The sequence below is a fragment of the Bacillota bacterium genome (genome assembly GCA_013178125.1).
GTDB lineage: Bacteria > Bacillota > SHA-98 > Ch115 > JABLXJ01 > JABLXL01.
Genome location: JABLXJ010000005.1, coordinates 176,670 through 200,901, shown reverse-complemented (window position 1 = coordinate 200,901; position 24,232 = coordinate 176,670). Strand labels below are relative to the sequence as shown.

General features: G+C 55.5%; 25 protein-coding genes. 20 read left to right on the top strand and 5 right to left on the bottom strand.

The window, feature by feature from the left end; translation table 11 throughout:
• Positions 1-19 precede the first annotated feature (19 nt).
• The 4 genes from HPY71_06385 to HPY71_06370 all read right to left on the bottom strand — a co-directional run bounded on the left by HPY71_06385 (position 20) and on the right by HPY71_06370 (position 4,334).
• Complete coding sequence (locus HPY71_06385; protein ID NPV53136.1) at positions 20-244, bottom strand: RNA-binding S4 domain-containing protein; 225 nt, start codon at positions 242-244, stop codon at positions 20-22.
• 128 nt (positions 245-372) lie between these two features.
• Positions 373-1,479 carry a DNA polymerase III subunit beta gene (gene dnaN, locus HPY71_06380; protein ID NPV53135.1) on the bottom strand — a complete coding sequence of 369 codons (1,107 nt, stop codon included), beginning with the start codon at positions 1,477-1,479 and terminating at the stop codon, positions 373-375.
• A 357-nt stretch (positions 1,480-1,836) separates the two neighbouring features.
• Positions 1,837-3,183: a chromosomal replication initiator protein DnaA gene (gene dnaA / locus HPY71_06375; GenBank protein ID NPV53134.1), complete on the bottom strand. Its 1,347-nt coding sequence runs from the start codon at positions 3,181-3,183 to the stop codon at positions 1,837-1,839.
• Between the two features lie 311 nt (positions 3,184-3,494).
• A complete protein-coding gene (locus HPY71_06370) occupies positions 3,495-4,334 on the bottom strand; it encodes an ATP-binding protein (GenBank protein ID NPV53133.1) in 840 nt (279 codons plus the stop codon).
• A gap of 1,072 nt (positions 4,335-5,406) precedes the next feature.
• Between HPY71_06370 and rpmH the strand changes: the two genes are divergently transcribed.
• The 19 genes from rpmH (at position 5,407) to HPY71_06275 (ending at position 21,746) form a co-directional block, all read left to right on the top strand.
• Entirely contained in the window at positions 5,407-5,541 is a 135-nt protein-coding gene (rpmH, locus tag HPY71_06365) for a 50S ribosomal protein L34 (GenBank protein ID NPV53132.1), read from the top strand.
• A gap of 15 nt (positions 5,542-5,556) precedes the next feature.
• The gene (gene rnpA / locus HPY71_06360; GenBank protein NPV53131.1) at positions 5,557-5,907 is read left to right on the top strand and encodes a ribonuclease P protein component; all 351 of its coding nucleotides are present in this window, start codon (positions 5,557-5,559) and stop codon (positions 5,905-5,907) included.
• Between the two features lies 1 nt (position 5,908).
• Entirely contained in the window at positions 5,909-6,121 is a 213-nt protein-coding gene (gene yidD / locus HPY71_06355; protein NPV53130.1) for a membrane protein insertion efficiency factor YidD, read from the top strand.
• 46 nt (positions 6,122-6,167) lie between these two features.
• Positions 6,168-6,959, top strand: a complete 792-nt coding sequence (locus HPY71_06350; protein ID NPV53129.1) for a membrane protein insertase YidC — start codon at positions 6,168-6,170, stop codon at positions 6,957-6,959.
• Positions 6,934-7,599: a protein jag gene (locus HPY71_06345; GenBank protein ID NPV53128.1), complete on the top strand. Its 666-nt coding sequence runs from the start codon at positions 6,934-6,936 to the stop codon at positions 7,597-7,599. Before HPY71_06350 ends, HPY71_06345 begins: the two co-directional genes overlap by 26 nt.
• A 195-nt stretch (positions 7,600-7,794) precedes the next feature.
• Positions 7,795-9,174, top strand: a complete 1,380-nt coding sequence (gene mnmE, locus HPY71_06340; GenBank protein ID NPV53127.1) for a tRNA uridine-5-carboxymethylaminomethyl(34) synthesis GTPase MnmE — start codon at positions 7,795-7,797, stop codon at positions 9,172-9,174.
• A gap of 398 nt (positions 9,175-9,572) precedes the next feature.
• A complete protein-coding gene (gene mnmG / locus HPY71_06335) occupies positions 9,573-11,417 on the top strand; it encodes a tRNA uridine-5-carboxymethylaminomethyl(34) synthesis enzyme MnmG (GenBank protein ID NPV53126.1) in 1,845 nt (614 codons plus the stop codon).
• 20 nt (positions 11,418-11,437) lie between these two features.
• Positions 11,438-12,235, top strand: a complete 798-nt coding sequence (gene rsmG / locus HPY71_06330) for a 16S rRNA (guanine(527)-N(7))-methyltransferase RsmG (GenBank protein NPV53125.1) — start codon at positions 11,438-11,440, stop codon at positions 12,233-12,235.
• Positions 12,236-12,423: 188 nt separating this feature from the next.
• Positions 12,424-13,395: a ParB/RepB/Spo0J family partition protein gene (locus HPY71_06325; GenBank protein NPV53124.1), complete on the top strand. Its 972-nt coding sequence runs from the start codon at positions 12,424-12,426 to the stop codon at positions 13,393-13,395.
• Between the two features lie 29 nt (positions 13,396-13,424).
• Complete coding sequence (locus HPY71_06320; protein ID NPV53123.1) at positions 13,425-13,598, top strand: hypothetical protein; 174 nt, start codon at positions 13,425-13,427, stop codon at positions 13,596-13,598.
• Positions 13,599-14,115: 517 nt separating this feature from the next.
• On the top strand, positions 14,116-15,459 hold the full coding sequence (locus HPY71_06315) for a hypothetical protein (protein NPV53122.1): 1,344 nt from the start codon (positions 14,116-14,118) through the stop codon (positions 15,457-15,459).
• Positions 15,460-15,529: 70 nt separating this feature from the next.
• Positions 15,530-16,387: a ParA family protein gene (locus tag HPY71_06310; protein ID NPV53121.1), complete on the top strand. Its 858-nt coding sequence runs from the start codon at positions 15,530-15,532 to the stop codon at positions 16,385-16,387.
• Positions 16,388-16,391: 4 nt separating this feature from the next.
• Positions 16,392-17,249 carry a ParB/RepB/Spo0J family partition protein gene (locus HPY71_06305; protein NPV53120.1) on the top strand — a complete coding sequence of 286 codons (858 nt, stop codon included), beginning with the start codon at positions 16,392-16,394 and terminating at the stop codon, positions 17,247-17,249.
• Positions 17,250-17,453: 204 nt separating this feature from the next.
• Positions 17,454-18,014, top strand: coding sequence for a DUF4446 family protein (locus HPY71_06300; protein NPV53119.1), 561 nt, complete (start codon positions 17,454-17,456; stop codon positions 18,012-18,014).
• A gap of 900 nt (positions 18,015-18,914) precedes the next feature.
• Positions 18,915-19,781 (top strand): peptidoglycan DD-metalloendopeptidase family protein, encoded by an 867-nt coding sequence (locus tag HPY71_06295; protein ID NPV53118.1) that lies wholly within the window; start codon positions 18,915-18,917, stop codon positions 19,779-19,781.
• A gap of 150 nt (positions 19,782-19,931) precedes the next feature.
• Positions 19,932-20,360 carry a polymer-forming cytoskeletal protein gene (locus HPY71_06290; protein ID NPV53117.1) on the top strand — a complete coding sequence of 143 codons (429 nt, stop codon included), beginning with the start codon at positions 19,932-19,934 and terminating at the stop codon, positions 20,358-20,360.
• Between the two features lie 114 nt (positions 20,361-20,474).
• Complete coding sequence (locus HPY71_06285) at positions 20,475-20,645, top strand: hypothetical protein (protein NPV53116.1); 171 nt, start codon at positions 20,475-20,477, stop codon at positions 20,643-20,645.
• A 95-nt stretch (positions 20,646-20,740) separates the two neighbouring features.
• Entirely contained in the window at positions 20,741-21,382 is a 642-nt protein-coding gene (locus HPY71_06280; GenBank protein ID NPV53115.1) for a phosphoribosyltransferase, read from the top strand.
• 103 nt (positions 21,383-21,485) lie between these two features.
• Positions 21,486-21,746 carry a YkuS family protein gene (locus HPY71_06275; GenBank protein ID NPV53114.1) on the top strand — a complete coding sequence of 87 codons (261 nt, stop codon included), beginning with the start codon at positions 21,486-21,488 and terminating at the stop codon, positions 21,744-21,746.
• A gap of 42 nt (positions 21,747-21,788) precedes the next feature.
• Here the strand turns inward: HPY71_06275 and yyaC are convergent, their stop codons facing one another.
• The gene (gene yyaC, locus HPY71_06270; GenBank protein ID NPV53113.1) at positions 21,789-22,403 is read right to left on the bottom strand and encodes a spore protease YyaC; all 615 of its coding nucleotides are present in this window, start codon (positions 22,401-22,403) and stop codon (positions 21,789-21,791) included.
• A 568-nt stretch (positions 22,404-22,971) separates the two neighbouring features.
• Here yyaC and HPY71_06265 point away from each other — a divergent pair.
• Positions 22,972-24,048 carry a hypothetical protein gene (locus tag HPY71_06265; GenBank protein NPV53112.1) on the top strand — a complete coding sequence of 359 codons (1,077 nt, stop codon included), beginning with the start codon at positions 22,972-22,974 and terminating at the stop codon, positions 24,046-24,048.
• Positions 24,049-24,232 lie beyond the last annotated feature (184 nt).

The following is a 24,232-nucleotide window of genomic DNA, read 5'->3' as shown; positions in this document are numbered from 1 at the left end:
TGCAACGCGGCCGCGCTACTCAAGGCCTGGCACGGTCCGCGAGGCGAAAGGAACCAAATCCATCTACGTCGACTACATCGCCGGGCACCAGTGTCCTACCCCGCCTCTGCTCAATGGCACCGTTTACCCTTACGATGCCGCGGGCCACCATGCGCTTGGCCTCCCCGCCTGTAAAGGCGACGCACGCCCATTTCAGAAACTGGTCGAGCTTTATATTATTAGTGTGAATCTCAACTTCCCTCATAGGGTTCTTCATAGAGTCCTTCTTGCTTGGCATGCATAATGTAATCTACCGTTGACGCACTTCAGCCTCCATCCCCGGTTCAATCCGAGTAGTAAAAAGCAATAACAATGGGTAGCACCCAGTGCTCCCTACACAATATTTGTAACAGGCATTATAAGATATATATAATCATCAGACTTTTCTTCCCTAAAACATGCAGGGCTGATAGCCCCTGTAAGCTCTATATATATTCTCTCTCCGTCGATCACCTTTAGCACATCAGTAAGATACTTGGAGCGCAGGGCTATCTCTCCATCCTCCCCCTCTCTCGACGCAGCTATCTCTTCAAAGGCCTGCCCAACATCGGGGGAATTCGCCCTTATCATAAGCGTATCGTTGCTCACCGCAAGCTTCACAGTTCCAAATTCGTCCTTTCCAACAAGCGATGCCCTTTCAACAGCGGCTAGGAGTTTGTCGGTCTCCACAAGCAGCCTCGTCTTGAAACCCTTCGGTATTACCTGGGCATAATTTGGGAACTGTCCTTCTATAAGCCTCGACACTATGGTAGTCTCACCAAACTTAAAGGCTATCTGGTTTTCACCCAGCGAGACCTCTACAATCTCATCATTCTCCCTTATCAAGCGCATAACCTCATTTAAGGCCCTTGCTGGTACAATAACTCTTCTCTCCCCCTCGAGCTCCATATTGTATTGTTCACGCTTCATCGCCAGCCTAAACGTATCGGTCGCGACCATGTTTATACCCTTTGGGGCTACATCAAAAAGAACACCTGTAAGAAAGGCCCGCGTCTCCTCGAGAGCCGCGGCAAAAGATGTGTACCTTATGAGGTTTTTGAGAATCCCACCATTGATGCCGAACCTCACCCCTTCATCAATAACGGGGAATATGGGATACTCGGAGGGATCCATCCCGTTAATTTTAAATACCGCCCTCCCCGAGCTTACCGTTGCGATATAAGTTTCTGAAGCTTCTACTACCGCATGATCCTCAGGGAGCTTCCGCGATATATCCGAAATATAACGAGCAGGTAAAAGAAGGCTTCCCATTTCCCCTACCTGAGCTGTAATGTAGGTCTCAATGCTCAATTCAAGATCAGTCCCCACGCACCTGAGTTTGCCGTCCCTCCCTTCAAGGAGAATCCCTGAAAGTATTGGTAGCGTCGTCCTGGCAGACACGGCCTTCTGAACCGTCTGGACCCCTGATACAAGGTCATCCCTGCGGCACTCAAACCTCATTCTTAGACCCCCTAAATCTGCTCATTCTACCATTAAATAAATATTCGATTGCCCGATGGTTCCCTTTTCTATTTACTAACGTGATTATATATTAAAATACGGAGTACTAGTAATAGGCACTGTGATTATGTGGATATATGCGTGAAGAATCGATGAAAACTGCAAGTCGAATGTTGATTATCCTGTTGATATCCATTCGAAGTTGTCCACATTATCCATAGCTATATACGTCATGAAAGTTGTCCACAGGATTTACCACAGCTTATCCCCCGGTTATCCCCTGATTTATCCACAGGCCTACGATTTCAAATAAAAACTGTTTAGATGGTACCTGTGATTTCAAATGAAGCAGGGGGTTCATGCCCCTTGCTGGAGCCTTGCTATTATCTCTTTTAAAGTAGATGACAAGGATGCATTCCCCTTCATGTCGCTTTGGATTTTTTCGCAGGCATGTATCACCGTAGTGTGATCCCTGCCGCCGAATTCCTCTCCTATTTTCGGTAGAGATGCCTCGGTGAGTTCCCTTGCCAGGTACATTGCAACCTGCCTTGGAAAGGCGACATTGCGTGAGCGTTTCTTTGCTCTCATTTCGTCAAAACCTATTTGGAAGAAATCCGCGACCGTCTGCTGGATCATTTCTATCGAAATTTGCTTAGATTTCGCTGAAGGGAGGATGTCCTTTAATACGTCCATCGCGAGTTGCACGGAAATCGGCCTATTGTTTAGGGAGGCATATGCCACAACTCTGATTAGGGCTCCCTCTAGCTCGCGTATATTTGAATGAATCTGATTGGCAATGTAGACGAGGACGTCGTTTGATACCTCTAGTCGCTCAAGGCTTGCTTTTTTCTTAAGTATAGCTATCCGCGTTTCGAGGTCTGGCGCCTGGATATCTGTTATCAGGCCCCACTCAAAACGAGAGCGCAGCCTGTCCTCAAGTGTAGGTATCTCCTTGGGCGGCCTGTCGCTTGAGATTACGATCTGCTTATTTGACTCGTAGAGTGAATTAAAAGTATGGAAAAATTCCTCCTGAGTTCGCTCCTTGCCAGCCAGGAATTGTATGTCATCAATGAGGAGGACGTCTACATTCCTGTACTTCTCCCTAAACTCGCCTGTGGTGTCATCGCGGATGGAATTGATGAGATCATTCGTGAATGTCTCCGAGGAGACGTAAACGACCCTCATCGATGCATTCTGGGAAAGGACGAAATGGCCGATGGCCTGCATTAAATGGGTTTTGCCCAGCCCCACTCCTCCATATATGAACAGGGGATTATAGGCCCGGCCCGGCGCCTCCGCGACCGCGAGGGCAGCCGCGTGCGCGAAGCGGTTGCTGTTGCCCACGACGAACGATTCAAAGGTATATTTGGGATTCAGGACGAGAGGGTATATCTCCTCCTGCTGACCCTGCGATGGAGTCGTGGGGTTCAAATCCTGCCTGGTCTCTTCCGCCTGGGAGGAACGCGTGACAAATTTAAGGTTATAGTCCTTTTCTGTCAGGGCTTGTACAGTCCGGCGTATGGTACTTATGTAACGGGTTTCCAACCAGTTTTTTGCCAGCTCATGAGGCACCTCGATAACTATGAAATTCTCATCCATATCCTTGGCTCGTGTTGATTTAAGCCAAGTTTCGAAGCTCGGTTTGCTTATTTCCGTTGATAATATCTCGAGCACCTTTTCCCAAAGACTTGAAACACGGTCCACCATACGCGTTACCTCCTAAATCTACCTCCGACTAAAATCCCTTCCGACCAAGCTTTCTTTCCAGGCGGCCTTTATTCAGGGTTTTAGCCGCGCCCGGTATACCCCCCCTACACTTATACACCCTCTCCTGGCATCCTGACGAACCCAGCATGGACCGATATACACATAGTCACCCTCGGAATGGCCCAGTTAGTTTCAGAGACATCCTCTACTTCCAAAGACGTTCTCTTTCTCTGTGGCGTTGCACCGCGGCGCCACAGTATGGGGGGCCTGTCCCGAAATTATGAAAACCCGCAGCTACATGGCACGCTTCACTGGAAAAGGGCACCAAGGTAAGCCACGCCCTTTTCAGTGAGTTTTCTCTTGCCAGTGTTGTCAACCGGCATGAGGAGGCCATGTTCCTCCAGGGTAACGAGATCGCGGTATGCCGTGCTCAGGCTTATATCGAGCTCTTTCACAATGGTAGAAGGCCCCGCCTCGCCTATATCCGCGATCAGGAGGAAAACCTTTTTCTGACGTGGTGAAAGGATTTCATTAAGCTTTTCGTGCTCGGCCGAGAGTCTATCAGGTTTGCCCCCTTTCTCCTGCTTTTCAGGCTTTTCTACCGCCCCTACGAAGGAATTCGCAGTCGGTTCTGTCCTTGAGCTGGCTGCTGGATCGGTCCTGGCCTGGGTTATAACCCCAGCAAGTTCGGGCCGGGGGCCGGAGTCCGGACCGGGTATCGTCAGTGTGACAACGCAACCCGATCGCAGGTTATCCTCGACTGTCATCATCCCACCGATGGCTCTCAGAGAGTCCCGCACAATTGGGAGGCCGCTCCCGACCCCGCGAATATACGTGCGCATTTCCTGGGTGGCTGTTGTGAATCCAGGAAGGAAAGCCCTCTCTTTCTCTAATATGCCAGGACCCTGGTCTGAGACTCTTATAGTATTCCCATCCGGGAGGATGCTTATCACGGCATCCTTGAATTCCGCATGGAGGAGATTCTCCACGATTTCTTTGATAGCGATGTATGGGACCTTTCCACCCTTTTCGTGAGAGAGTGAATATGTTTTATTGGCAATTTCATCAAGGAGCCCGCTAAGATCTTCTGAGTCGATATCCATGATCCTTGGAACGGTGGACATGGAATCATATATGGCTATCCTCACCCCATACCTTTTTCGCTTCCCGGATTGGGAGTGTGGGAGAGTTCGGGAAGTTTTCTCTTTTGATTTCCCCTTTCCAAAAAGTCGAAGGAGAAAACTCGCCATTTTCAACTTTCCTCCCGCCGAGAAGGTGAAGAAAATATCCACACGCTATGCACAGGATTTTGTGGATAACTATCGAATTCCACCCGGTTTCAGCCCGGCTCAACGTCGGCAGGATTCCGGACGCCTGCGCCAGTGCATCATGGAGATACATCACCAGGTAGTTTACAACGCCACTTGGCGGATGCGCTGAAGTTATCCACAAGGTTTTCCACAGCTGTGAAAAACCTTAGGAAACCAGGGTAATTCAGGGTTTATTCACAAGGAATCACCTAGATAATCCACAGGACTTGTTGATAACTTTACCCGCATAGGGCAGGATTTTTCACATTTGTATCCCTGTTTAGCAGGGGTGTTCTAATATCCACAGGCCTTTCTAAAAAGCCCGCTTGGTGGGGCTGAGAATATGTGTGGGGGAATCAACAGGTTATCCACAATGTTATCCACAGCCTGTGTATAAGCTTGTGTATATCTGGGAATAATATATTGTTGTTCCCTTTAGTGGAAAGTATGGGAGATCAGTAAATACAATGATAACAGATATTTTCGGGGCGGGCAAGCCGGGGTTGGCTAAGCGAAAGGAAGGGAGAAAACGTTGGGAGAAAGTTTGCTGTGGATATTGCGTGCCGGGAAGACGTGAAAAGAGTTTGACGGTAGATAGATAGTCAGAAGAAGGGATGAGGCGGAGAGAGTGAATAAGAGCCGTGGAATCACAGTGTGGGTGGCCATGGATAGGTTTCCTACGGCCACTGGAGGCCACTGGAGCCGCCCCCGGCCGGTCGGCCGGGGGCGGCTAGCTCGGCTAGCTGATATGCTTGACACGCTGGAATGGATTAGGCTATAATTTCATTGATATGACGCTGTTGGGCATATCGGCCGGGGTGATGCCCGGGCTCTTTTTCTGGGTTTCTGTTTGTATAAAGAGGTCGAGCAAGATAAAGGGGTTACACACGGGAAGGGGTTTAGATGCACTATGAAAAGAACCTTTCAGCCTAAGGTTCGTCGACGGAGCAAGGTTCATGGTTTTATGAAAAGGATGTCTACCCGGGCCGGGCGGCTTGTCTTGAAAAGAAGGCGCCTGAAGGGACGCAAGAGGCTCAGTGCCTGACTGGGCGGGGAGGCATTGATTCTGGAAAAGGGCAAGAGGGGCCGCCTGAGGAAAGGCAGCGAGTTTCAGAGGGTTTTCAAGACAGGGAAAAGCCATGTCCATGATCTTGTAGTTTTATATACCCTGGAGAGCGGGCTACCCACCAGCCGGGTTGGCTTTTCGGTCAGTAAGAGGCTGGGGTGCGCGGTCCGGCGAAACAGGTTAAAGCGTTTACTCCGGGAGGCTTACCGTTCGATTGATGAGCGCGTCAAGGAGGGGTTTGACCTGATCGTGCTTCCCCGGTGGCGCGCGAACTATTCGGGTTTTATAGAAATAAAGGATGCATTGCAGGCGCTTGTGAAAAAGGCGGGACTCTGGAGGGAATAGGGTGCAGGGGTTGGTTTTGGCCGCGATTCGCCTTTACCGGGTGTTTCTTTCTAATTTAAAGCTCAGGCCCACATGTAGGTTTTACCCGACATGTTCCGCATATGCCGAAGAGGCGATTAGAAGATATGGAGTCGGTAGGGGTTTATGGCTTTCGTTACGCCGTCTGGCGAGATGTCATCCATTTAACCCTGGCGGTTACGATCCCGTAGAATAGACTCCCTGGGGGCGTTGTGCTGGTAAGGAAGGAGGAGGGGGATGCGTTGAGCCTTAGTGGAGGGATCCGGTGGGCGCTTGAATTCTTGTACGGCCTCACCCGGAATTACGGCGTAGCGATAATTCTGCTGACTATACTAATTAGACTCGTGCTTTACCCGTTTACCTGGAAGCAAACCAAGGCGATGGAGGAGATGAAGGCACTCCAACCCAAGGTCAAGGAGCTCGAGGCTAAGTATAAGGGGAAGCCCGAGGAATACCAGAAGAGATTGATGGAGCTTTACAGGGAGCATAAGGTGAACCCGCTTGGTGGGTGCCTGCCGCTGCTCCTACAACTTCCTTTCATATATGCCCTTTTCAACGTCCTGCGGACCTTCCAGTTCACCGCAGAGAAGTTTCTCTGGCTTGGAAATTTGAGCAAGCCAGACCCGTATTACATCTTGCCCATTTTGGCGGGCGTCACAACATATATCCAGAGCAAACAGGTTCAAACCGACGCATCTCAGAATGTAATGAACTTGATTATGCCAGTTTTCATGACGTGGATTAGTATAAGCTTCCCGGCCGGTATAGCTCTATATTTCGTCGTTACCAACCTGTTTAGCATAGGGCAACAGTATCTTATATCGCGTCAGCTGGCGCGACAGGCGCCAGCCGAGGTCCAGCCCGTGGGCCCGGGTTCCGGTGCAGATGTCGCGATAGCCACGACAGGGGGAGCAATAGGTGGCGCCCTGACTAAGAAGAGCGAGAGCGTAAAGAATCCCGGTCGCGAAAACCAGAGAAAGGGGAAAGCGAAGGGGGAGGCTAAGAAACATGAGAGGCGTCGAACGAACAGGTAAGACCGTCGATGAAGCCGTGGAGAGCGCCCTGCGGGAGCTTGAAGTGGACAGGCAGCGGGTGGTTGTCGAGGTCCTCGAGGAGGGTAACAAGGGCTTCTGGGGTCTGGTGGGGTCGAAGCCGGCGCGTGTCAGGGTGACGGTCAAGGAGGATGGTATTGATAAGGCTCAGCATTTTCTCGGCGGCATCCTGAAGGGCTTGGGTATCAACGCCACTGTGAACGTAGATAGGGGGGAGATGCCAATACGCTTTAATATCATGGGTAAGGGTCTGGGTACGTTGATCGGGAGGCGCGGTCAGACCCTGGATGCCGTACAGTACCTTGTAAATCTAGTGGCAAACCGCGAGGCCCGCAAGGACGGCGAACTGGCTGGTGACCATGGCCGTTACCAGATCGTTGTGGACGCCGAGGGGTATCGGGAGAGACGGGAGCAGGCGCTACGCAGCTTGGCCTTTAGGGTCGCAGAGCGTGTGCGGCGTGAAGGCCGCCAGGCCAGGCTTGAGCCTATGAGCCCGCTGGAGCGCAGGATAATCCACCTTGCTTTACAGGATAACAGGGATGTGACCTCATACAGCGAGGGTGTGGAGCCCTACCGTAGAATAGTGATCGTGCCGAGGAAGAGATCCCAGGTAGAGGTCTGATGCGTGATGGTGGGCGTGATGGCAGGTAACAGGTAAAATGGGGGGCAATATAATTAATTATAGTCGTCAACCACTCCCGGGCATGATTGTAACAGAAGCGGTTTGAGAGAGTGCGTGTCGTATGGACACGCTTTTCCTTTGATCTGGCGATTTAACTTTATCGAGGCAGGTTGAGTTGGTGCGGGGTGAATTTGCGTGGAGGAAACCATAGCGGCAATCTCGACTCCCATCGGTGAGGGCGGGATCGGGATAATTCGGATAAGTGGAAATAAAGCGCATGAAATAGCTAAAAGGCTTTTCCGGCGTGCCGATGGCATGCCGGTTGACAGGCTGCAACCTAGGCGGGTTCTTCACGGCTTCGTTTTTCACCCGCAGACCGGTGAGAGCCTCGATGAGGTGCTGCTATGGTTTATGCCGGGCCCCAGGAGCTACACCCGTCAGGATATCGTTGAGATCAGCTGCCATGGCGGTGTGGTTTCCCTCCAGGCCGTGTTGGAGGCTGTGCTTAAGTGCGGAGCGCGTCTTGCCGAGCCCGGGGAATTCACCAGGCTGGCCTTCATGAACGGTAGAATAGACCTGGCGCAGGCTGAGGCGGTGATTGATGTTATCCGCGCAAGAACTGATGCCAGTCGCAGGGTCGCCATGGCTCAACTGGCCGGCAGCCTATCAAAAGAGGTTGGGGCGATACGCCACGATGTTCTGGGAGTTCTCGCCACCATTGAGGCATCCATCGACTTCCCAGATGATGTAGGTGAGCAGGAGACCGGGCGAATATACGATGTTATTGTAGATCTGGCGGATCGCATCAGGAAGCTCCTCAGCACGGCCGACAGTGGTCGTATTTACCGCGAAGGCATCAGCGTGGTGATAGCCGGGAGGCCCAACGTAGGTAAATCCAGCCTGCTCAATGCGCTGGCCAGGAAATCCAGGGCCATCGTCACGGATATCCCTGGGACAACCCGTGATATTATCGAGGAGTTTGTGGATATACACCAGATACCCGTGAGGCTTATAGATACCGCGGGGTTGCGTGAATCCCTGGATCTTGTGGAGCGTTTGGGCGTGGAACGTGCGAGGCAAGAACTAGAAGCGGCTGACCTTGCGCTCGTGGTGCTTGATGCTAGCGAGGGCATAAGGGATGGGGATAGGCAGATCGTTGATCATATGAAGCCGGGTAGGCCCTGGATCATTGCATTGAATAAATCCGACCTCGAACATAAAATAGCTGAGGAAGAGATCCAGGCGCTGGCGCCCGGTGTGCCTTTGGTGATGGTTTCGGCTGAGACGGGCATGGGGCTTGGCGATCTCGAGGATGCCATCGCAGGCGCTGTGCTCCGGGGGAGGGTACCCCCTCGGGAGAGCTGTGTTGTCGCGAACGTTCGTCATAAACAGGCCCTCGAGAGGTCACTAGATGCGCTGGCGGATGCCCAGGCATCGCTGAGGGCCGGAACCCCCCTTGACTTAGTCGCAGTTGACGTGCGGGAAGCTATTGAGGCCCTGGGGGAGATAACGGGGGAGACCGCCAGCGCGGATGTTATAGAGCGGATATTCGCCGATTTCTGCATCGGCAAATAGGTAGGCCGTGCTCTGCCCGCCCTTACGTGACCCCTGCGTAGTAGGTACCATGTAGGGAGGGTGAGCAGTAGCCTGCTCGCTCAGTGGTCAATTCGCTTGCAGACTTGCTTGCTCTTCCTCCCCATCTAAGTGCAGGTTCCTTAATTTGTGCCAATTTACCAGCACGTTCCAGGGGTTGCCGGTGTTTGCGCGACGGGGCCTTTGAAATTTGGCAAGGCCCTAACGCCAAATTTCAACGGAGGCGCGCCGTCCCCGGAGCGCAACACCGGCAACCCCTGGGAAAGCGGCGGTAATCTTCGAACTCACGCTTAGGATACTCTGAACAGATGCATGCACCCTTTGCGTCGGGCGGGATAGCGGTCGAGGTCGAAGGGGCGTAGAAGGAGTGAAGGGATGTGATGATGGAAAACTACGATGTCATAGTTATCGGAACAGGGCATGCTGGCGCTGAGGCGGCGCTTGCAGCCGCGCGGATGGGTTGCAGGACGCTGGCGCTCAGCTTGAATATAGATAATACAGGTTTGATGGCCTGCAATCCGAGCATCGGGGGCCCCGCAAAGGCCCAGCTCGTGCGGGAGATAGACGCGCTCGGCGGGGAGATGGGCAGGAATATTGATAAGACATACCTCCAGATTCGGATGCTTAACACAAAAAAAGGCCCGGCGGTGCATTCATTGCGGGCTCAGGCCGATAAGAAGCGTTACCAGGCGGCTTTAAAACAGGTCCTCGAGCGCCAAGAGGGTCTCGACCTCCGCCAGGGGGTCGTTGACGAGATCTTGTTGAGGGGATCCCGCGTCATCGGGGTGAGGACCAGCACGGGCATCGAATATGGAGCGAAGGCTGTCATCCTGACGACAGGCACATACCTAGGGGGCAGGGTGCATATTGGGATGATCAACTACCCATCCGGGCCTCAGGGCCAGCACCCGGCCTTGAAGCTCTCGGAATGGTTAAGAAGCACGGGCTTTGAGGTTATGCGTTTCAAGACGGGGACGCCCCCGCGGGTTTTTAAGAGGTCTGTGGATTTTTCCAGGATGCTGATCCAGCCAGGCGAGATACTCAATATGGGATTTTCCCATGAGACGGAGAGGACCCGTGCTGACCAGGTTCCCTGCTGGCTGACGTATACGACCGGGAGGACCCATGAGATCATCATGGATAACCTGGACAGGGCGCCCCTGTACACGGGCGCGATCAAGGGCAGGGGGCCCAGGTACTGTCCGTCGATAGAGAGCAAGGTTGTGGAATTCCCGGAGAAGGAGCGCCACCAGGTTTTCCTGGAGCCTGAGGGGCTGGAAACTGAGGAGATGTATGTTAGCGGGATGTCGACCAGCCTGCCGGAGGATGTCCAGGTTGAAATGCTGCATAGCGTCCCCGGGCTCGAGAATGCGAGGATGGCGCGACCCGGCTATGCCATCGAATATGATTGCATTGCCCCGACCCAGCTGGAGCCCTCGCTCGAGGTCAGGGGCATGGACGGGCTTTTTTGCGCCGGCCAGATCAACGGGACTTCGGGCTACGAGGAGGCGGCCGCCCAGGGGTTGATTGCTGGGATAAATGCCGCCCTATTAGTGAAGGGGTTGGAGCCAGTGATTCTCGACAGGTCGGAGGCATATATAGGCGTGCTCATTGACGATCTTGTAACGAAAGGGACCGCGGAGCCATACAGGATGATGACATCCAGGGCTGAGTACAGGCTGCTTCTCAGGCAGAATAATGCTGACCTGAGGCTCACGGAACGAGGCTACAGGCTGGGGCTCATTTCCCAGGAGCGCTATGACAGGTTCTGCAGGCGCAGGGATGCGATCCGGGATGAGATCCGCAGGCTGGAGAGCACAAGCGGCCCGGTCGCCGGGATGACGCTGGCTGATCTATTAAAGAGGCCGGGCTTCACATATACGGATCTCGAGCCAATTGATAAGAGACGATCATCGCGGCTCCCGGCTGACGTTATCGCAGAGGTCGAGATCGAGCTGAAGTATGCCGGCTATATTAAGAAAGAGCAGGAGCAGGTCGAGAGGTTCCACCGTCTGGAGGGGAAGAAGATTCCAGAGGGGCTGGATTATTCGGCGCTGTCCGGTCTGTCGGCGGAGGCCAGGGAGAAGCTCAGCAGGATACGCCCGCTTTCGCTCGGACAGGCGTCACGAATATCGGGTGTATCGCCCTCGGACGTCTCAGTCCTGATGATACACTTGGAAAGCATGAGAAGGGGGGCAGAGCGGCGCGCGGATGGGGGACTTTAATAATAAGATGGAGGATTTAGATGGAAAGTCTTGATAAGAAGGGCCCCCCGGTCAACCCGGATGATAAGGACGGACTCGAAAGAATCAGCTGTCTGATGAGGGAAGGGATCCGGGAGGCCGGGATTCCGCTTGACGAAAGGAAGATAGGGATATTCGCCAGATACTATCAAGAGCTTGCGAAGTGGAATAGCCGGGTCAATCTTGTAGGCTCTGCCAACCCCGAGGATATAGTGTTTAGACATTTCATCGACTCGCTTTCATGTTGGCGGCTTGGAGGGTTCGACCGGGGAGTCAAGCTGCTGGATGTGGGGGCCGGTGCTGGTTTCCCGGGGGTCCCGCTTAAGATTATGTTCCCGGATATCGAACTTGTTGCGCTTGAGGCGACGCGTAAGAAGGTTGACTTTCTGCGGCATATATTTGCCATGCTCGGCCTCAGCGGTGTGGATGTCATATGGGGGCGGGCCGAGGATTATGCCGCGCGGGGCAGTCCCCACAGGGAGAGCTTTGACAGGGTGGTGGCGAGGGCGGTAGCTAGGCTCCCTGTCTTGGTTGAATACTGCCTTCCCTTTATCAGGTGCGGGGGGATATTTATCGCCTTTAAGGGGCCTTTAGCCAGGTCCGAGGTTTCGGAGGCCGAATATTCAGTGGAGCAGCTCGGAGGGCGGGTTCGGGAGGTCGTGCATGCGAGCCTACCCAGGGGCTACGGAGAGAGAAGCCTGGTCCTGATTGAGAAGATCCGGCCCTCGCCCGGGGAATTTCCAAGGAGGACAGGTATCCCAGAGAAAAGGCCGATTAGGTGTCCACGCGGAAGGAATTAGAGAATCTTTGACGAACTTCTTGTTTGGACCAAGTTGGGTCGGATTCCATTTGGACTAAGAAGGCTTCCCTCGGCGGATTCACATGCCCGCTGTTGGCATGCGCTGCATGTGGGTTCCAGGCGGGAGGGGAGGGGGGAGTGGCGCTTTCTGCGGGATGCCAGGGGCTGGGTTTTGCGCCACGCGAGGGGATGAAACGGGGTTTTGCGCAATTCATTGGGTTGCGAAAAGGGAAGGGCGAGGTTGGGGGGGACGTTATCAAGGATCTCCCGGTTGATTCGATTGTGCCGAACCCTTACCAACCCAGGGTGAGATTCAGCGAGGAGGACCTCAGGGAGCTTTCGCAGTCCATCCTGGAGCACGGTGTCATCCAGCCGGTCCTGGTGAAGCGGATCGACGGCGAGGATGATAGATATGAGCTAATCGTGGGAGAACGCCGCCTGAGGGCCTGCAAGCTGGCAGGCTTGAAGACGATACCTGCCATTGTCAAGGATATTGCCCCACAGGAAGCCGCCGAGATTTGCCTTATTGAAAATCTCCAGCGGCGCGACCTGGACTTCCTGGAAGAGGCGGCTGGATACCACCGCCTGATGACGGAGTTCGCCATGACGCAGCAGGACCTTGCCAGGAGGCTTGGAAAGGGGCAGTCGACAATCGCGAACAAATTGCGGCTCTTGAAGCTCCCGCCCAGGGTGATTGAGAGTATTTCCCGGGAAATAATCACGGAACGCCACGCCCGCGCCCTTCTCAAGCTTGACAGCGAGAAGGACCAGCTGGAGATGCTGGATAGGGTATTGAAGGATAACTTGACTGTCGCCGAGACGGAGCGCTTGATCGAAAGGAGGTTGGAGAGGCTCAAAACCAGTGGCAGGCGGCAGGGCTCGCCGGAGGGGCGGGTGGTCGTCAGGGCTTTTAAGGATATCCGGCTATTCCTCAATTCAATTCGCGATGTTGTAAGGCAGTTGAGGGCGACAGGTATCCGGGTGTCCGTTGACGAGGATGATCGCGAAGACTGGTTCGAGGTGCGCATCCGCATCTCGAAGAAGAGCCTGAGCACCATGGCGGCACAGGTTGCGCATGAGGCGGGTGCGAGGGTAAAGGCGAGGATAGCTGCGGGATCTGAGGCGGAGCCGCAGAAGACTGAGTCAAAGGAAGGGAGTTAAAAGGTAACGGATGAGCAAGGTTATTGCCATTGTCAATCAAAAAGGCGGCGTGGGCGTGCGCCAGGAAGCTATGTAGGGCCATGCCGGTAGGATTCCGGATGCCGGCGGGTTTCGGCGGGTTGCGAGTTTCCGCCGGTAAGGCTGAGATGGCGGGGCGGGTTTCCGAGAGGAGCCCCGTTCCGGAGCCCATCGAACAAGCCTGAACCTCACGATCCCGGTGGCAGGATGGTGAGCTGAGGGCGAGCCTGAATCCAGGCTATGGCTACGCGAGGAAGCCCCGTGTAAAGCCCATTTAGCGCCTTGCCCCGCATTTCGCATTTGTCCTCCCGGGGCATGAAGAGCCACGTGAGGCGTGTGAATGCGGGTGAGCCGCCGTTAGCTGCGCGGGCTTGGCCTACGTGCCTGCGGAGCTCCGGGGTGGGGATATGGACGATGGACAGGTTGGACGATGGGCCCGTTTCCCTGTGGCGGCATGGGCATAGGGGCGGCCTAAGGTCTGGTGTGAAGGGGTCCTGCATGGAACCTGGGAACCTGCCTGGGAGACCTGATGGAAGCCCGGCCGGGCGATATCATCGTGGATGGGCTCGCTGGGAATAGTGGTGACAGGGTCACCAGGTGGGGGCGGAGGGGTCGTAGTAGTCGGAGCCCTGGAAAGCGGGGCACATGGCGAAGGACCCCAGGAACTGCGAAAACTCCATGGAAGTAGAGGGACGTTGAGCCGTGCATGCATCGGCAAGAGGTGTCACCGTTGAGGTGGATGACCCCGTAACTCGAAAGCAGAGGAGTCTCTACCGTGCGTCTCTTTGTATGCCGGAGGGGGAGAGGTTTACCGATCTTTACGGAATATTGAAATGGCGGCCCTGGATTGAGCGGGCGGCCCGGGCCGTTCTCGGGGATGGGCCGGGTTTGAGATATGTGGATGGGGTTGTTGGGCGGGTTCTGGCCGCCGTGGCTAGGGCGCGCGAGGAAGAGGACCCCGTGGGTGGCACCGGCAGTGGTGCGCTGGAATGGGGTTTCGATGATATTCACTGGTGCGTCCTGGAAGAAGCCCTCTGCATGGTGCTCGAGCCTTTATATGCGGGCGCTGCGGCCAGGTCCCCGGTGTTATGGGCTGGGCCCCCGGAGTTGTGGGATATGCCCGGGAGATTGCGGAGGGCCTGGAGGGTGCGGAATATTGCGAAGGAGATCAGAGCGAGCTTTGAGGCCGGCCCCTGGGCCTCGTGCGAGTGGGTCATCCAGGGGGGGCTCGGCGGCTGGGCATCAGGTGCTGCGCGCAAGTCAGTGATTAGGGCGCTGAAGTCACGTGTAAAGGATAGGAGATTTATTGAGGTCCTGACTGGTGTCCTAAAGACCCGGGGAGCTGCCTGGCGGGGTGATTGCCTGGGTGTTGCTAGCCCCGTATCTGTGGCCGGTGAGGGTCTACATGCCTTGTTGGCTGGGATTCTCCTCAGCATATTCGAAGAGTGGCTCGGGAAGATGTCACGGTATTATCCTGCCCGGTCGTTTCATTATGGTGGTTTCCTCATGCTCCTGGTCCCGGGAACTCGTGATGAGCTTGAGGCCGTCGTAACCCAGGCTCGCGAATATCTAGTATCCGAGCTTGGACTGAGCCCGGAGAAGGTTGTGCTGGATATCGTGCCCCGCGAGCCGGAGTTGGAATTTCTCGGATTCTGCTTCAGGCGCCGGGGAGGGAGAAACGGGGTGGGATTCACGGTCTACCCCGGGAAGTCGGCGATAAGCTACTACAAGTCCCGGGTCAGGAGGCTCACCAGCCTGAAGGGTTCTCCACTCAAGGATCTGGGTGAGGTTATCACGGCGATCAATGAGCTTATCGAGGAGTGGAGGGTTTGTTTCGGGGCTGCCAGCAGCAGGAGGACGTTTTCTTATCTTGATAGCTGGACGCGCCGGAAGGTATTCGCGTTACTGTGTAAGCGGCACCCTGGAATCCCCAGAGGGACTGTTTTCAGGAGATCCTGTTCGAGGCAAGGTATAATTGTGGAGGGGCACAGGGGACCTGTCTTGCTTGATAGGCTGGTTCACCGCCGGGCGTCCTCCGGGTGCTAGCGCATGCACGGCAAGAGGCGGGCAGATCATCGATGACGGCGGAGAGGCGAGCGCAGTTCCGGAGAGCCGGATGCGTCGAAAGGCGCACGTCCGGTTCGGAGAGGGGCATGGGGAGACACGGTCACACGGCCTATGGGGCCGGGTGACGCTGTGCGCTCTGTGCCTACTCTACAAGAGTACAACAGCGGTAAATCTTGGAGCCTGCCTGGCTGTGCTGGGCCGGCGGGTGCTCCTGGTTGATGTAGACCCGCAGGGGAACGCTACAAGCGGGGCGGGCGTCGATAAGGGTCAGATAAAAGCCTGTATATATGATGCGATTATAAGCGAGCGCCCGGTGTCGGCTTTGACCGTGAAAACCGAGGTCGGCGGCCTCGATCTCGTGCCTGCAACCATACGGCTCGCGGGGGCGGAGATTGAGCTCGTCCCTGTTATGTCGAGGGAGGTTCGCCTCCGCAGGGCGCTGGAGGAGGTTCGTGGGCGATATGATTACGTTCTGATCGACTGTCCCCCATCCCTGGGCCTCCTGACGCTGAATGCCCTGACAGCCGCAGACAGCGTGCTGGTTCCGATTCAGTGTGAGTACTATGCCCTTGAAGGGTTGAGCCAGCTCTTGAATACTGTCAGCCTGGTGCAGAAGCATCTCAACCCCGGGCTTCATATCGAGGGTGTCCTTTTGACGATGTACGATTCACGTACGAACCTTTCGCAGCAGGTCAGTGAGGAGGTCAGGCAATTTTTCAAGGAGAAGGTTTATAATACGGTGATACCGCGTAATGTTAAATTGAGTGAGGCGCCGAGCTATGGAAAGCCCATCATACTCTATGATGACAAATCGAAAGGTGCAGAGGCTTACAGGGCGCTTGCGGTCGAGATGGCTGGCGCGGGCGAGGGGCACGGCGATTTTCAGCAAGCGGAAGGGCAGGGTTGATTAGGTGGCTAAGGGAGGACTTGGGAAGGGGTTAAGGGCGCTGATTCCTGACGCTAACCCGGAAGGCGAAGAGGGCGTGGTGGAGGTCGGGATCGATCTCTTGGCCCCGAATCCTTACCAACCGCGGAGGGATTTCGACCCGGAGAAGCTCCGCGAGCTGAGCGAGTCTATTCGGTTGCATGGGATTGTGCAGCCCCTCATCGTAAGGCGAGTTGGAGAAGGGTATCAGATTGTTGTCGGCGAGCGGAGGTGGCGGGCGGCAAGGCAGGCTGGTTTGAAGAAGGTTCCTGTGATCCTCCGCGATTTGGACGACAAGGCGATGATCCAGATAGCGCTGGTGGAGAACCTCCAGCGCCAGGACCTGAACCCAATAGAGGAGGCCGAGGCCTACCGGCGGCTCATCGTCGAGTTTTCCTTTACGCAGGAACAGCTTGCCGCAATGTTGGGACGTAGCCGGCCTGTTATTGCTAATGCATTGCGGCTATTGAGCCTGCCTGCCGATATTCAAGAGAGTGTTTCACGTGAAACAATTTCTGTTGGTCATGCTCGTGCCCTGCTTGCGCTCGCGGATGAGGCCTTGCAGCGTTCGGTGTGTGAAAGGGTAATCCGCGAGGAGCTCTCCGTCCGAGAAACAGAAGAGCTCGTGAAGAGGCTCATATCCGGGGCGGGGCCAGGTAATGTTTCACGTGAAACACCGGTAAGGGTCAGGCGTATTGATCCAAATCTGCTGGATATCGAGGATAGGCTCAAACACGCCCTGGGGACGCAGGTGCGCATCCTTCCCGGAAAGAAGAAGGGAAAGATCGAAATCGAATTCTACAGTAGTGAGGATCTTGAAAGGATACTAGCACTGGTGCTCTAGCTAGACGGGCTACTGCAATGTTGTTATAGTTGCATATACTGGTATTAATGAATGTCTTGCCCGGCAGTACGATAATGTGATGATATTGTGTTACCAGGTTGTGCGGAAAGGAGATTAGCTGCGGCCCACCTCGGGGTAGAGGATATGAAACGAGGATGTGAAACGTAGACTCTATTATTTAGGTGGGGTTTACAGCTGCTTACTATGAGCCTTGATAATATCCTCGAGCAACTTCGTTTGATGCTTTCATATTATCTCTATCATTTTCATTTGATTACCCGCCCCTATTCGACCATGATAGCTTCTCTGGCTACCATAACAGGGATCGTCCTTTTTTTCGTTAATCTATATTTGGTGAAACGCGTAACCCGGGTTGAACGCCACCTCCCTAACGAGCCGGTGGATAACGCAGGGGAGCTCGAGGATGTTATCCACCAGCTCCGCGATGGCATTGCCGCGCTTTCCCGGAAACTCTCGGACCTCGAGGAGTTTCGCACGCAGCGGGAGCGTCAATGCCCGGGCTGCATACAGGGAATAGGCATTGTGAGGTTCAATGCCTTTCATGATGTGGGGGGCGAGCAAAGCTTCTCCCTGGCACTCGTTGATGGCAACGGTGATGGAGTTGTTATCACAGCGCTTCATGGTCGCGAGGAAAGCTGCGTCTACGCCAAACCCCTGCAATCAGGGTCGTCTTCTTACCCTTTATCTGATGAGGAACGCGCTGCGGTTGTCAGGGCTGTTCGCAAAGATTGGACTGATCATTAGCTAAATCATCGACGCAATAGCTACGCAGGAGCCATCTGAGCAACGACCTGAAGGGGCCTGGCGGACCTGTAGATGATGATAATCGGGATCATGTCGCCTGAGGGGCAATAATCCAACCACAAATCTATTTTCTCAGGCAGGATTCTGAAGGGTAGTGGCGAAATTCCCTAATAGCAGACTTCCATAAATGGAGCATGTTCCCTTTATAGCTCAACTACCTGAATCTATTTTGTCTGGGTAGGCCGGATATAGACCTGATACCCAGACCCTTGGGTAGCGGCTCATAGGGCGTAGCGTTTCAGAGCGCCTTTGCCGGAGGGTCTATTTTGGTTTGGCTCAGGGTTTGTCTTTTCGTTCTGGGAGCGCTCACACCGGTAGGAGTATTTCAAAAGGTATCCGAGCTGCGCCGGGTTTCGTGAACACGTGCGAGGACAGACGAAGGTTTGCCTGTAAACGTTGGCAAATCGGCTTTATCAGTTTGTCGATTCTATTAGATTAGTTCCATCAGATGTGCGACAATATGGTGGCAGGGGCCACGCATCGCATGGTGGAAAGATCAGCCCTGGAATGCGGGAACATATCTTTGTCTGTATTTTTACCCATCAAATTGGATAACATGGCAGAAGGGGCATTCTGGCGTTGCGCCAACATTTCAGGCGGTCCCTGATCTATACCCACGGAGCGGGTATCGATTATCACCTCCAGAAAGGGGAGAGGCCCATGTGGCGAAAGGCCCTGAGACGCAGGCTATTGCGGCACAGGCGGGCCACCGTCACAGTAATGACAATACCATCAACTGAGGGCTCAGTACACTGCTTTAAAGTTCCCTTGCTGGCCTTTTATGCAGCTTGCTTTGTTGCGATATTAACCCTGGCGTTCCTCGTGTGGTCATACCTGGGGATGGGCGTGACGACGGCCCAGCTTCGCTCCGCCAAGGCAGCCAGTGAGGCGAGGATTCGCGCGCTTACGCTCGAGAATACCAGACTAAAGCAACTCCATGAGGAGCAGGCCAAGGAGATCGAAAAGCTGGCCGGGAAGGCCAGGAGCCTTGAGGAAAGATTTCGGAAGCTGGACGCCCTGGGCAGGGATATAAACGCAATAATCAAACAGGCTGGCGTAACGCGCGTTAGCAGGGTTGCCAGCAGGGGCGGCGAAGACATCAGGATTGGCCGGGGATTACCAGGGATGACCTCGGATGGCGGCGCCTCCGGGCCCGCCGTGGGGGGTGGGGAGCCGGATGCCTCCTCTCCGGGTGAAAACGGCTTTGCTCTCGAGGCGCTGGGGGAAACCCTTGGTGCCCTGGAGGAGGCTTTTGGCCGCGAGGAGCGCGAACTTCAGGCTCTGAGGCACACGGCACAGGTCTACCAGGACTTGAATGACCGTAAGCCGAGCCTTTGGCCTGTCCGTGGGCGTATATCCTCGAGCTTTGGGAGCCGGCGTCACCCAATTACCGGGACCTACCATCATCATACAGGAATCGACATCGCAACTAGGACGGGAACGCCCGTGCGGGCTACAGCAGCGGGTACTATTTCATATGCAGGCTGGCAGGGTGGCTACGGCCTCGTCGTAATCATAAACCATGGGGGAGGGGTCACCACAGTCTATGGTCACAACTCTCGCCTGGTGGTGCGCGGGGGTCAGAGAGTCGGAAAGGGGCAGGTGATCGCCTACTCAGGCAGCACAGGGACAAGCACGGGGCCCCATGTGCATTATGAGGTTCGTCTCCACGGGAGGCCCGTAGACCCACGGCGCTATATGCGCTGAGCCAGCGCCCCGTAGTCATTTAGGCGCTGTTGTAGGGATCCGCCGGGTTCCCCGATATCGGTCCCGGCTCGCCTGCCAGTTGCGCCCGCCGGGGTCGTGGACTGCAGACTATTGTATCGTCTCCACGCGGGGGATGGGAGGGAGCGATGTATGTTTACCAGACGGCAGGAATCCCAGCTCGTGAAGGGCGTCGATACGGTGGTGGGGAAGGATACAGAGTTCGAGGGAAAGCTGGTTGCAAGTGGCGCGGTGCGTATCGATGGGCGCCTCCGCGGGGAAATAGATACAACTGGTGATCTCATAATCGGCGAGGGCGGTATGGTTGCCGCAGCGGTGCGGGCGAAGAACGTGGTGATCGCCGGTCACGTCGAGGGGAATGTCGTGGCTGATGGGCGGCTGGAGATAGTGCCGTCAGGGAGGCTCTATGGAGACGTGAAGGTGGCTACGCTCGTGATCGAGGACGGCGCCATTTTCAGGGGCGCCTGCGAGATGACGCGCCCTGATTCCGGCGAGCCTAAGCTTCTCCCGGGGCGAGTGGAGGATGAAGGGGTTGATCATGAAGCGCCAGGGAGTTCCTAGACGGGTCGGCCAGGGAACAAGGGGAACGGCGGAAGGTTACCGAACATCGAAGGTTAGGAGGCACGTTGCTGGCGCCCGCCGGCGGGTGCCTTTTTGAATGCATTTTAGAGCGGGATGGAGACACCCCGCCCGCTCGCCCTGGGGGTCACGTGGGGATGCAGTGGAGACGCATATGAGAGGCTGGATTTCGTACTGGACCGGTTAGGTAAAGTCCCGGCCTGGGCAGACTATGTCGTGAGGTTTAAGATTGAGCTGGTCGAAATGGGCCGGAGGCTTATAGTATAGACCGGGATTCATAAAAGGAGTTGCCGGTGCCCATTGCAGGCGGCCTGGCGAGCTCCACTAATCCGGTGAGGAGGAGGCGGCGGGATATGGCCGCGATAGCGTTTAGCGACCGGCATGAGGCGGGCAGGATGCTTGCGGAGCGACTTAAACACTATAAGGGATCTCCATGCATAGTCATAGCCCTCCCGCGGGGCGGGGTCCCGGTTGCCGCCGAGATTGCAGGAGCGCTCGAGTCTGATCTCGATATCATAGCGCCCAGAAAGATCGGTGCGCCGGATAACCCCGAGCTCGCTATAGGGGCTGTGGCGCACGATGGGACGCTTGTATTAAATGAGGAGCTTGTGAGGATGCTTGGTGTTGATGCTGGGTATATTGATGAAGGGGCGCAACGCGAGCACAGGGAGGCAGAACGCCGGATGGAGCGGTACCGTGGCGGGCGCCCTTTCCCGTGCTTCAAGGGGAAAACCGTGATCGTCGTGGACGATGGGCTCGCAACAGGGTACACAATGCTTGCGGCCCTTAGGGCGATAAGGAAGGGCTCGCCGGCCAGGGTCGTCATGGCCGTGCCTGTAGCGCCGCCGGATACGGCACAGAGGCTTTCGCGAGAGGTTGATGAGGCCGTTATATTGGCCACCCCCGAGCCGTTCTATGCGGTGGGGCAATTTTACTGGAATTTTGACCCCACCACCGACGATGAGGTCCAGGAGCTTCTTGGATGGAAGCGCGGCGATTCATAATCTGCATCGATCCATGTCATAATATCGGTGTAATATCGGTGTTATGATACTCGGATTGGAGGCTCCGGTCGCGGAGGCCCCAGCCGATGGAGGTGTGTAGCAGGTGTTGAAGATGAATAGCAAAGGGGTCATAGCTGTATCTGCCAGCCTTGGCAATGTCCGGGCAGCCTTCAAGGATGCGGGTTATGATGTTGTGGATATCGAGGAAGCCAGGGGGCGGGCCGATGCCGTAGTTATAAGCGGCATTGATACCGATATGTCGGGCGTCCAGGCTATCTCCACAGAGGTTCCGGTCCTCGATGCAACCGGCAAATCAGCTGAGGACGTGCTCGCCGAGGTTGAGGCACGGATGCGCCGAGATTAAGGCCACCCGGGGGGAGCGGGCCGTTCCATAATCTCGGGCCCGCTATCTCTCTCGCCTGGAATCAGCACTGGGGGCCATCCCCCCGGTTGCGGCTGCGATACCCCGCATCGCCCCCTCGAGCCCCCCGGCGAGGGCCTCGGCGATTATATCGGCCATCCGCATAACCAGGCTCAGGCGCGTATTCTGGAGCACGAGGTACTCCATATAGCCCCCGACGTTCACCACGCCAGTAATATGGAGGTTCCCTACAGGCGGGAGAGATTTATTTACCCCGGTCCCTGGCTTGAGCGGCCCCCTGTTTACCGTGATCATGCCTATGCTTTCGAGACGACCAAGGCAGGCGTCAGTCGCAATGATATAGGGGTTCCGTGACATGGAGTTGATCTTTTGGATCGCCGATTCGAGGTTTGCCGCGTGCACGGGCTCGTCGAGGGTGCCGTAAATGGAGAGTCCGGGCATGCACAGGCGCGCCATCTTGGTCCCGACAAGAGGCCCGAGGGAATCCCCTGTCGACCTATCCGTCCCGATGCAGAGCAGCACGATGTCCTGCGACCGCCCGGAACCCGCGAAATCTGTTTCTATATGTCGGGCCAGCGCCGATGCCAGGAGAATCGGGGCTTCAGGGTTTTCAATATGGACCTTCTCGGGAACCGGCATGGCGCCTCGGCAACGGGAGATCAGATTGAACATCGCGTTCACCTCGAAGGGAGTTTCAGCCTTCTGCCGCCGCCCTCCTAAGTTACTCCTGAGTTATATGCAGAAGTTTACAGGGCTACCTTGGGTAGCGGTTTAGATAGTAATTGAATGGCTACAACACACCGGGTGGGTCGCCTCTATTCCGGCCTGGAGGCTCCTGCTAAACGCCCTGGCGTTGTTATTTTGCCCGGTGCCTAGATATTGCCATTATATGAAGGGGAGAGGCTTTCTATGCATCCACGCTGCGTTTATACTGGGATAGCCGGCGTTGCGATAGTGGGGTAGTCCGTATGGTATGTGTCAGGAACCTGATAGTATTCCGGGCGATATTCCCGGTGGTATTCTAGGAAACTGGGTGCGGGAAGGGGAGCAGGTAGCCGGATTCTCGTGCGAGGGCGGGAAGATGGGTCAGGCTGGTGCGGGACGCCTGAAAAGAGGAGTGAAGCGCGCCGCCCGGCTGGCATATAGATTAATGAGAACCAGCCAACTCTGAACGTAGCTGTGCGTGTAAATGTGGAGGGCGATTGTTATGCGCACCACCAGCAGCGTAGCCTTGAAAACAGATGTTATCGCCACAGTAAAGCTGGCAGCGACATATATCGGGTCGGTGGTGGGTGCGGGGTTTGCATCAGGCCAGGAAGGCCTGCAGTTTTTTGCTTCCTTTGGCCAGCGATGGAGTGCCGCCATTCTCATCTCCGGTCTTCTCTTCATTGGCTATGGGGTAACCATCATGGGCCTGGCTTATAGAGTTGCACCGGCGCATACAGGAGAGTTCCTGGAATACATCTTCGGGCGGCCCGCCGGGCGGGCATTTGATATCATATTGATGGCTTTCTCCCTGTCTTCCCTATGTGTAATGCTTGCAGGGGGCGGTGCCCTGTTCCAGCAACAGCTCGGGATCAGGCCGGAGATTGGAGTATTTATTACAGCCGCGCTTACCGGAATCGCGGTCCTGGCAGGAATAGAGGGGGTCACCCGGGCCAATGTGATCATGGTCCCATGGATGATAATAGCTGCAGTGATTGTGGGGGTACGGTCGTGGTTTGAGCCACAGCCGGGTGCCGGCTTCCCCGTGCTGGCATGGGGGCTTAACGTGCTTCCGACATGGCAGGTCGCGGCGGTGATATACGTTTCCTACAACATACTCCTGGGGATAGGGGTTCTCGCCTCCATGGGGCGTAGCATCCCCTCGATCAGGGCCGCTATATGGGGCGGCAGCCTGGGTGGGCTTTGCCTGACGGTTCTGGCCGTGGTTATCGTGGCCACAATAAGCCCCTACAGGGATATATTGACGGAGATCGAGATCCCGATGCTCTATATCGCGCAGGGGTTGGGCAGGGTGTTTGCCCTTGGATACGCCCTTGCCATCTGGTTTGCAATGATCACCACGGCTGTGGCGTGTGCCTTTACGCTCGGGAAGCGTATCGCCGGGAACGGGTGCCCGTACCTGGGCCCCAGCGGCGCAGGGGCCCTCATCGCGCTAGGAGCCGTGGGCCCCGCTATGCTTGGTTTTTCGAGGCTGGTCGGGACAATCTACCCTTTGTTTGGTTACGTGGGCCTGGCGTGTATGGTATTCCTGGCCCTGGCTGCGCTGCGCGCCAGATAGAAGGGTAGAAAGACGAGATGGACCGCAATAGTATCATGCCATATAAATATTATGTCATATTTTATAGAAGTTCACGGCTCGGCTGGTGGGTTGCGAGGCTCCAGTTGCAAGGCTGCGGTTGGATTTGCAGGAAATGCTGCGGGGGAGTCGAAGTATGATACAACTGCTGAATCATCGTTTACAA

Excerpts from the sequence above, each read along its gene's own strand:
- HPY71_06385 (NPV53136.1), bottom strand. The coding sequence starts at position 244 with ATGAGGGAAGTTGAGATTCACACTAATAATATAAAGCTCGACCAGTTT.
- dnaN (NPV53135.1), bottom strand. The coding sequence starts at position 1,479 with ATGAGGTTTGAGTGCCGCAGGGATGACCTTGTATCAGGGGTCCAGACG.
- rpmH (NPV53132.1), top strand. The coding sequence starts at position 5,407 with ATGAAAAGAACCTTTCAGCCTAAGGTTCGTCGACGGAGCAAGGTTCAT.
- HPY71_06345 (NPV53128.1), top strand. The coding sequence starts at position 6,934 with ATGAGAGGCGTCGAACGAACAGGTAAGACCGTCGATGAAGCCGTGGAG.
- mnmG (NPV53126.1), top strand. The coding sequence starts at position 9,573 with ATGATGGAAAACTACGATGTCATAGTTATCGGAACAGGGCATGCTGGC.
- rsmG (NPV53125.1), top strand. The coding sequence starts at position 11,438 with ATGGAAAGTCTTGATAAGAAGGGCCCCCCGGTCAACCCGGATGATAAG.
- HPY71_06325 (NPV53124.1), top strand. The coding sequence starts at position 12,424 with ATGAAACGGGGTTTTGCGCAATTCATTGGGTTGCGAAAAGGGAAGGGC.
- HPY71_06310 (NPV53121.1), top strand. The coding sequence starts at position 15,530 with ATGCGTCGAAAGGCGCACGTCCGGTTCGGAGAGGGGCATGGGGAGACA.
- HPY71_06300 (NPV53119.1), top strand. The coding sequence starts at position 17,454 with ATGAGCCTTGATAATATCCTCGAGCAACTTCGTTTGATGCTTTCATAT.
- HPY71_06295 (NPV53118.1), top strand. The coding sequence starts at position 18,915 with ATGGGCGTGACGACGGCCCAGCTTCGCTCCGCCAAGGCAGCCAGTGAG.
- HPY71_06290 (NPV53117.1), top strand. The coding sequence starts at position 19,932 with ATGTTTACCAGACGGCAGGAATCCCAGCTCGTGAAGGGCGTCGATACG.
- HPY71_06285 (NPV53116.1), top strand. The coding sequence starts at position 20,475 with ATGGAGACACCCCGCCCGCTCGCCCTGGGGGTCACGTGGGGATGCAGT.
- yyaC (NPV53113.1), bottom strand. The coding sequence starts at position 22,403 with ATGCCGGTTCCCGAGAAGGTCCATATTGAAAACCCTGAAGCCCCGATT.
- HPY71_06265 (NPV53112.1), top strand. The coding sequence starts at position 22,972 with ATGCGCACCACCAGCAGCGTAGCCTTGAAAACAGATGTTATCGCCACA.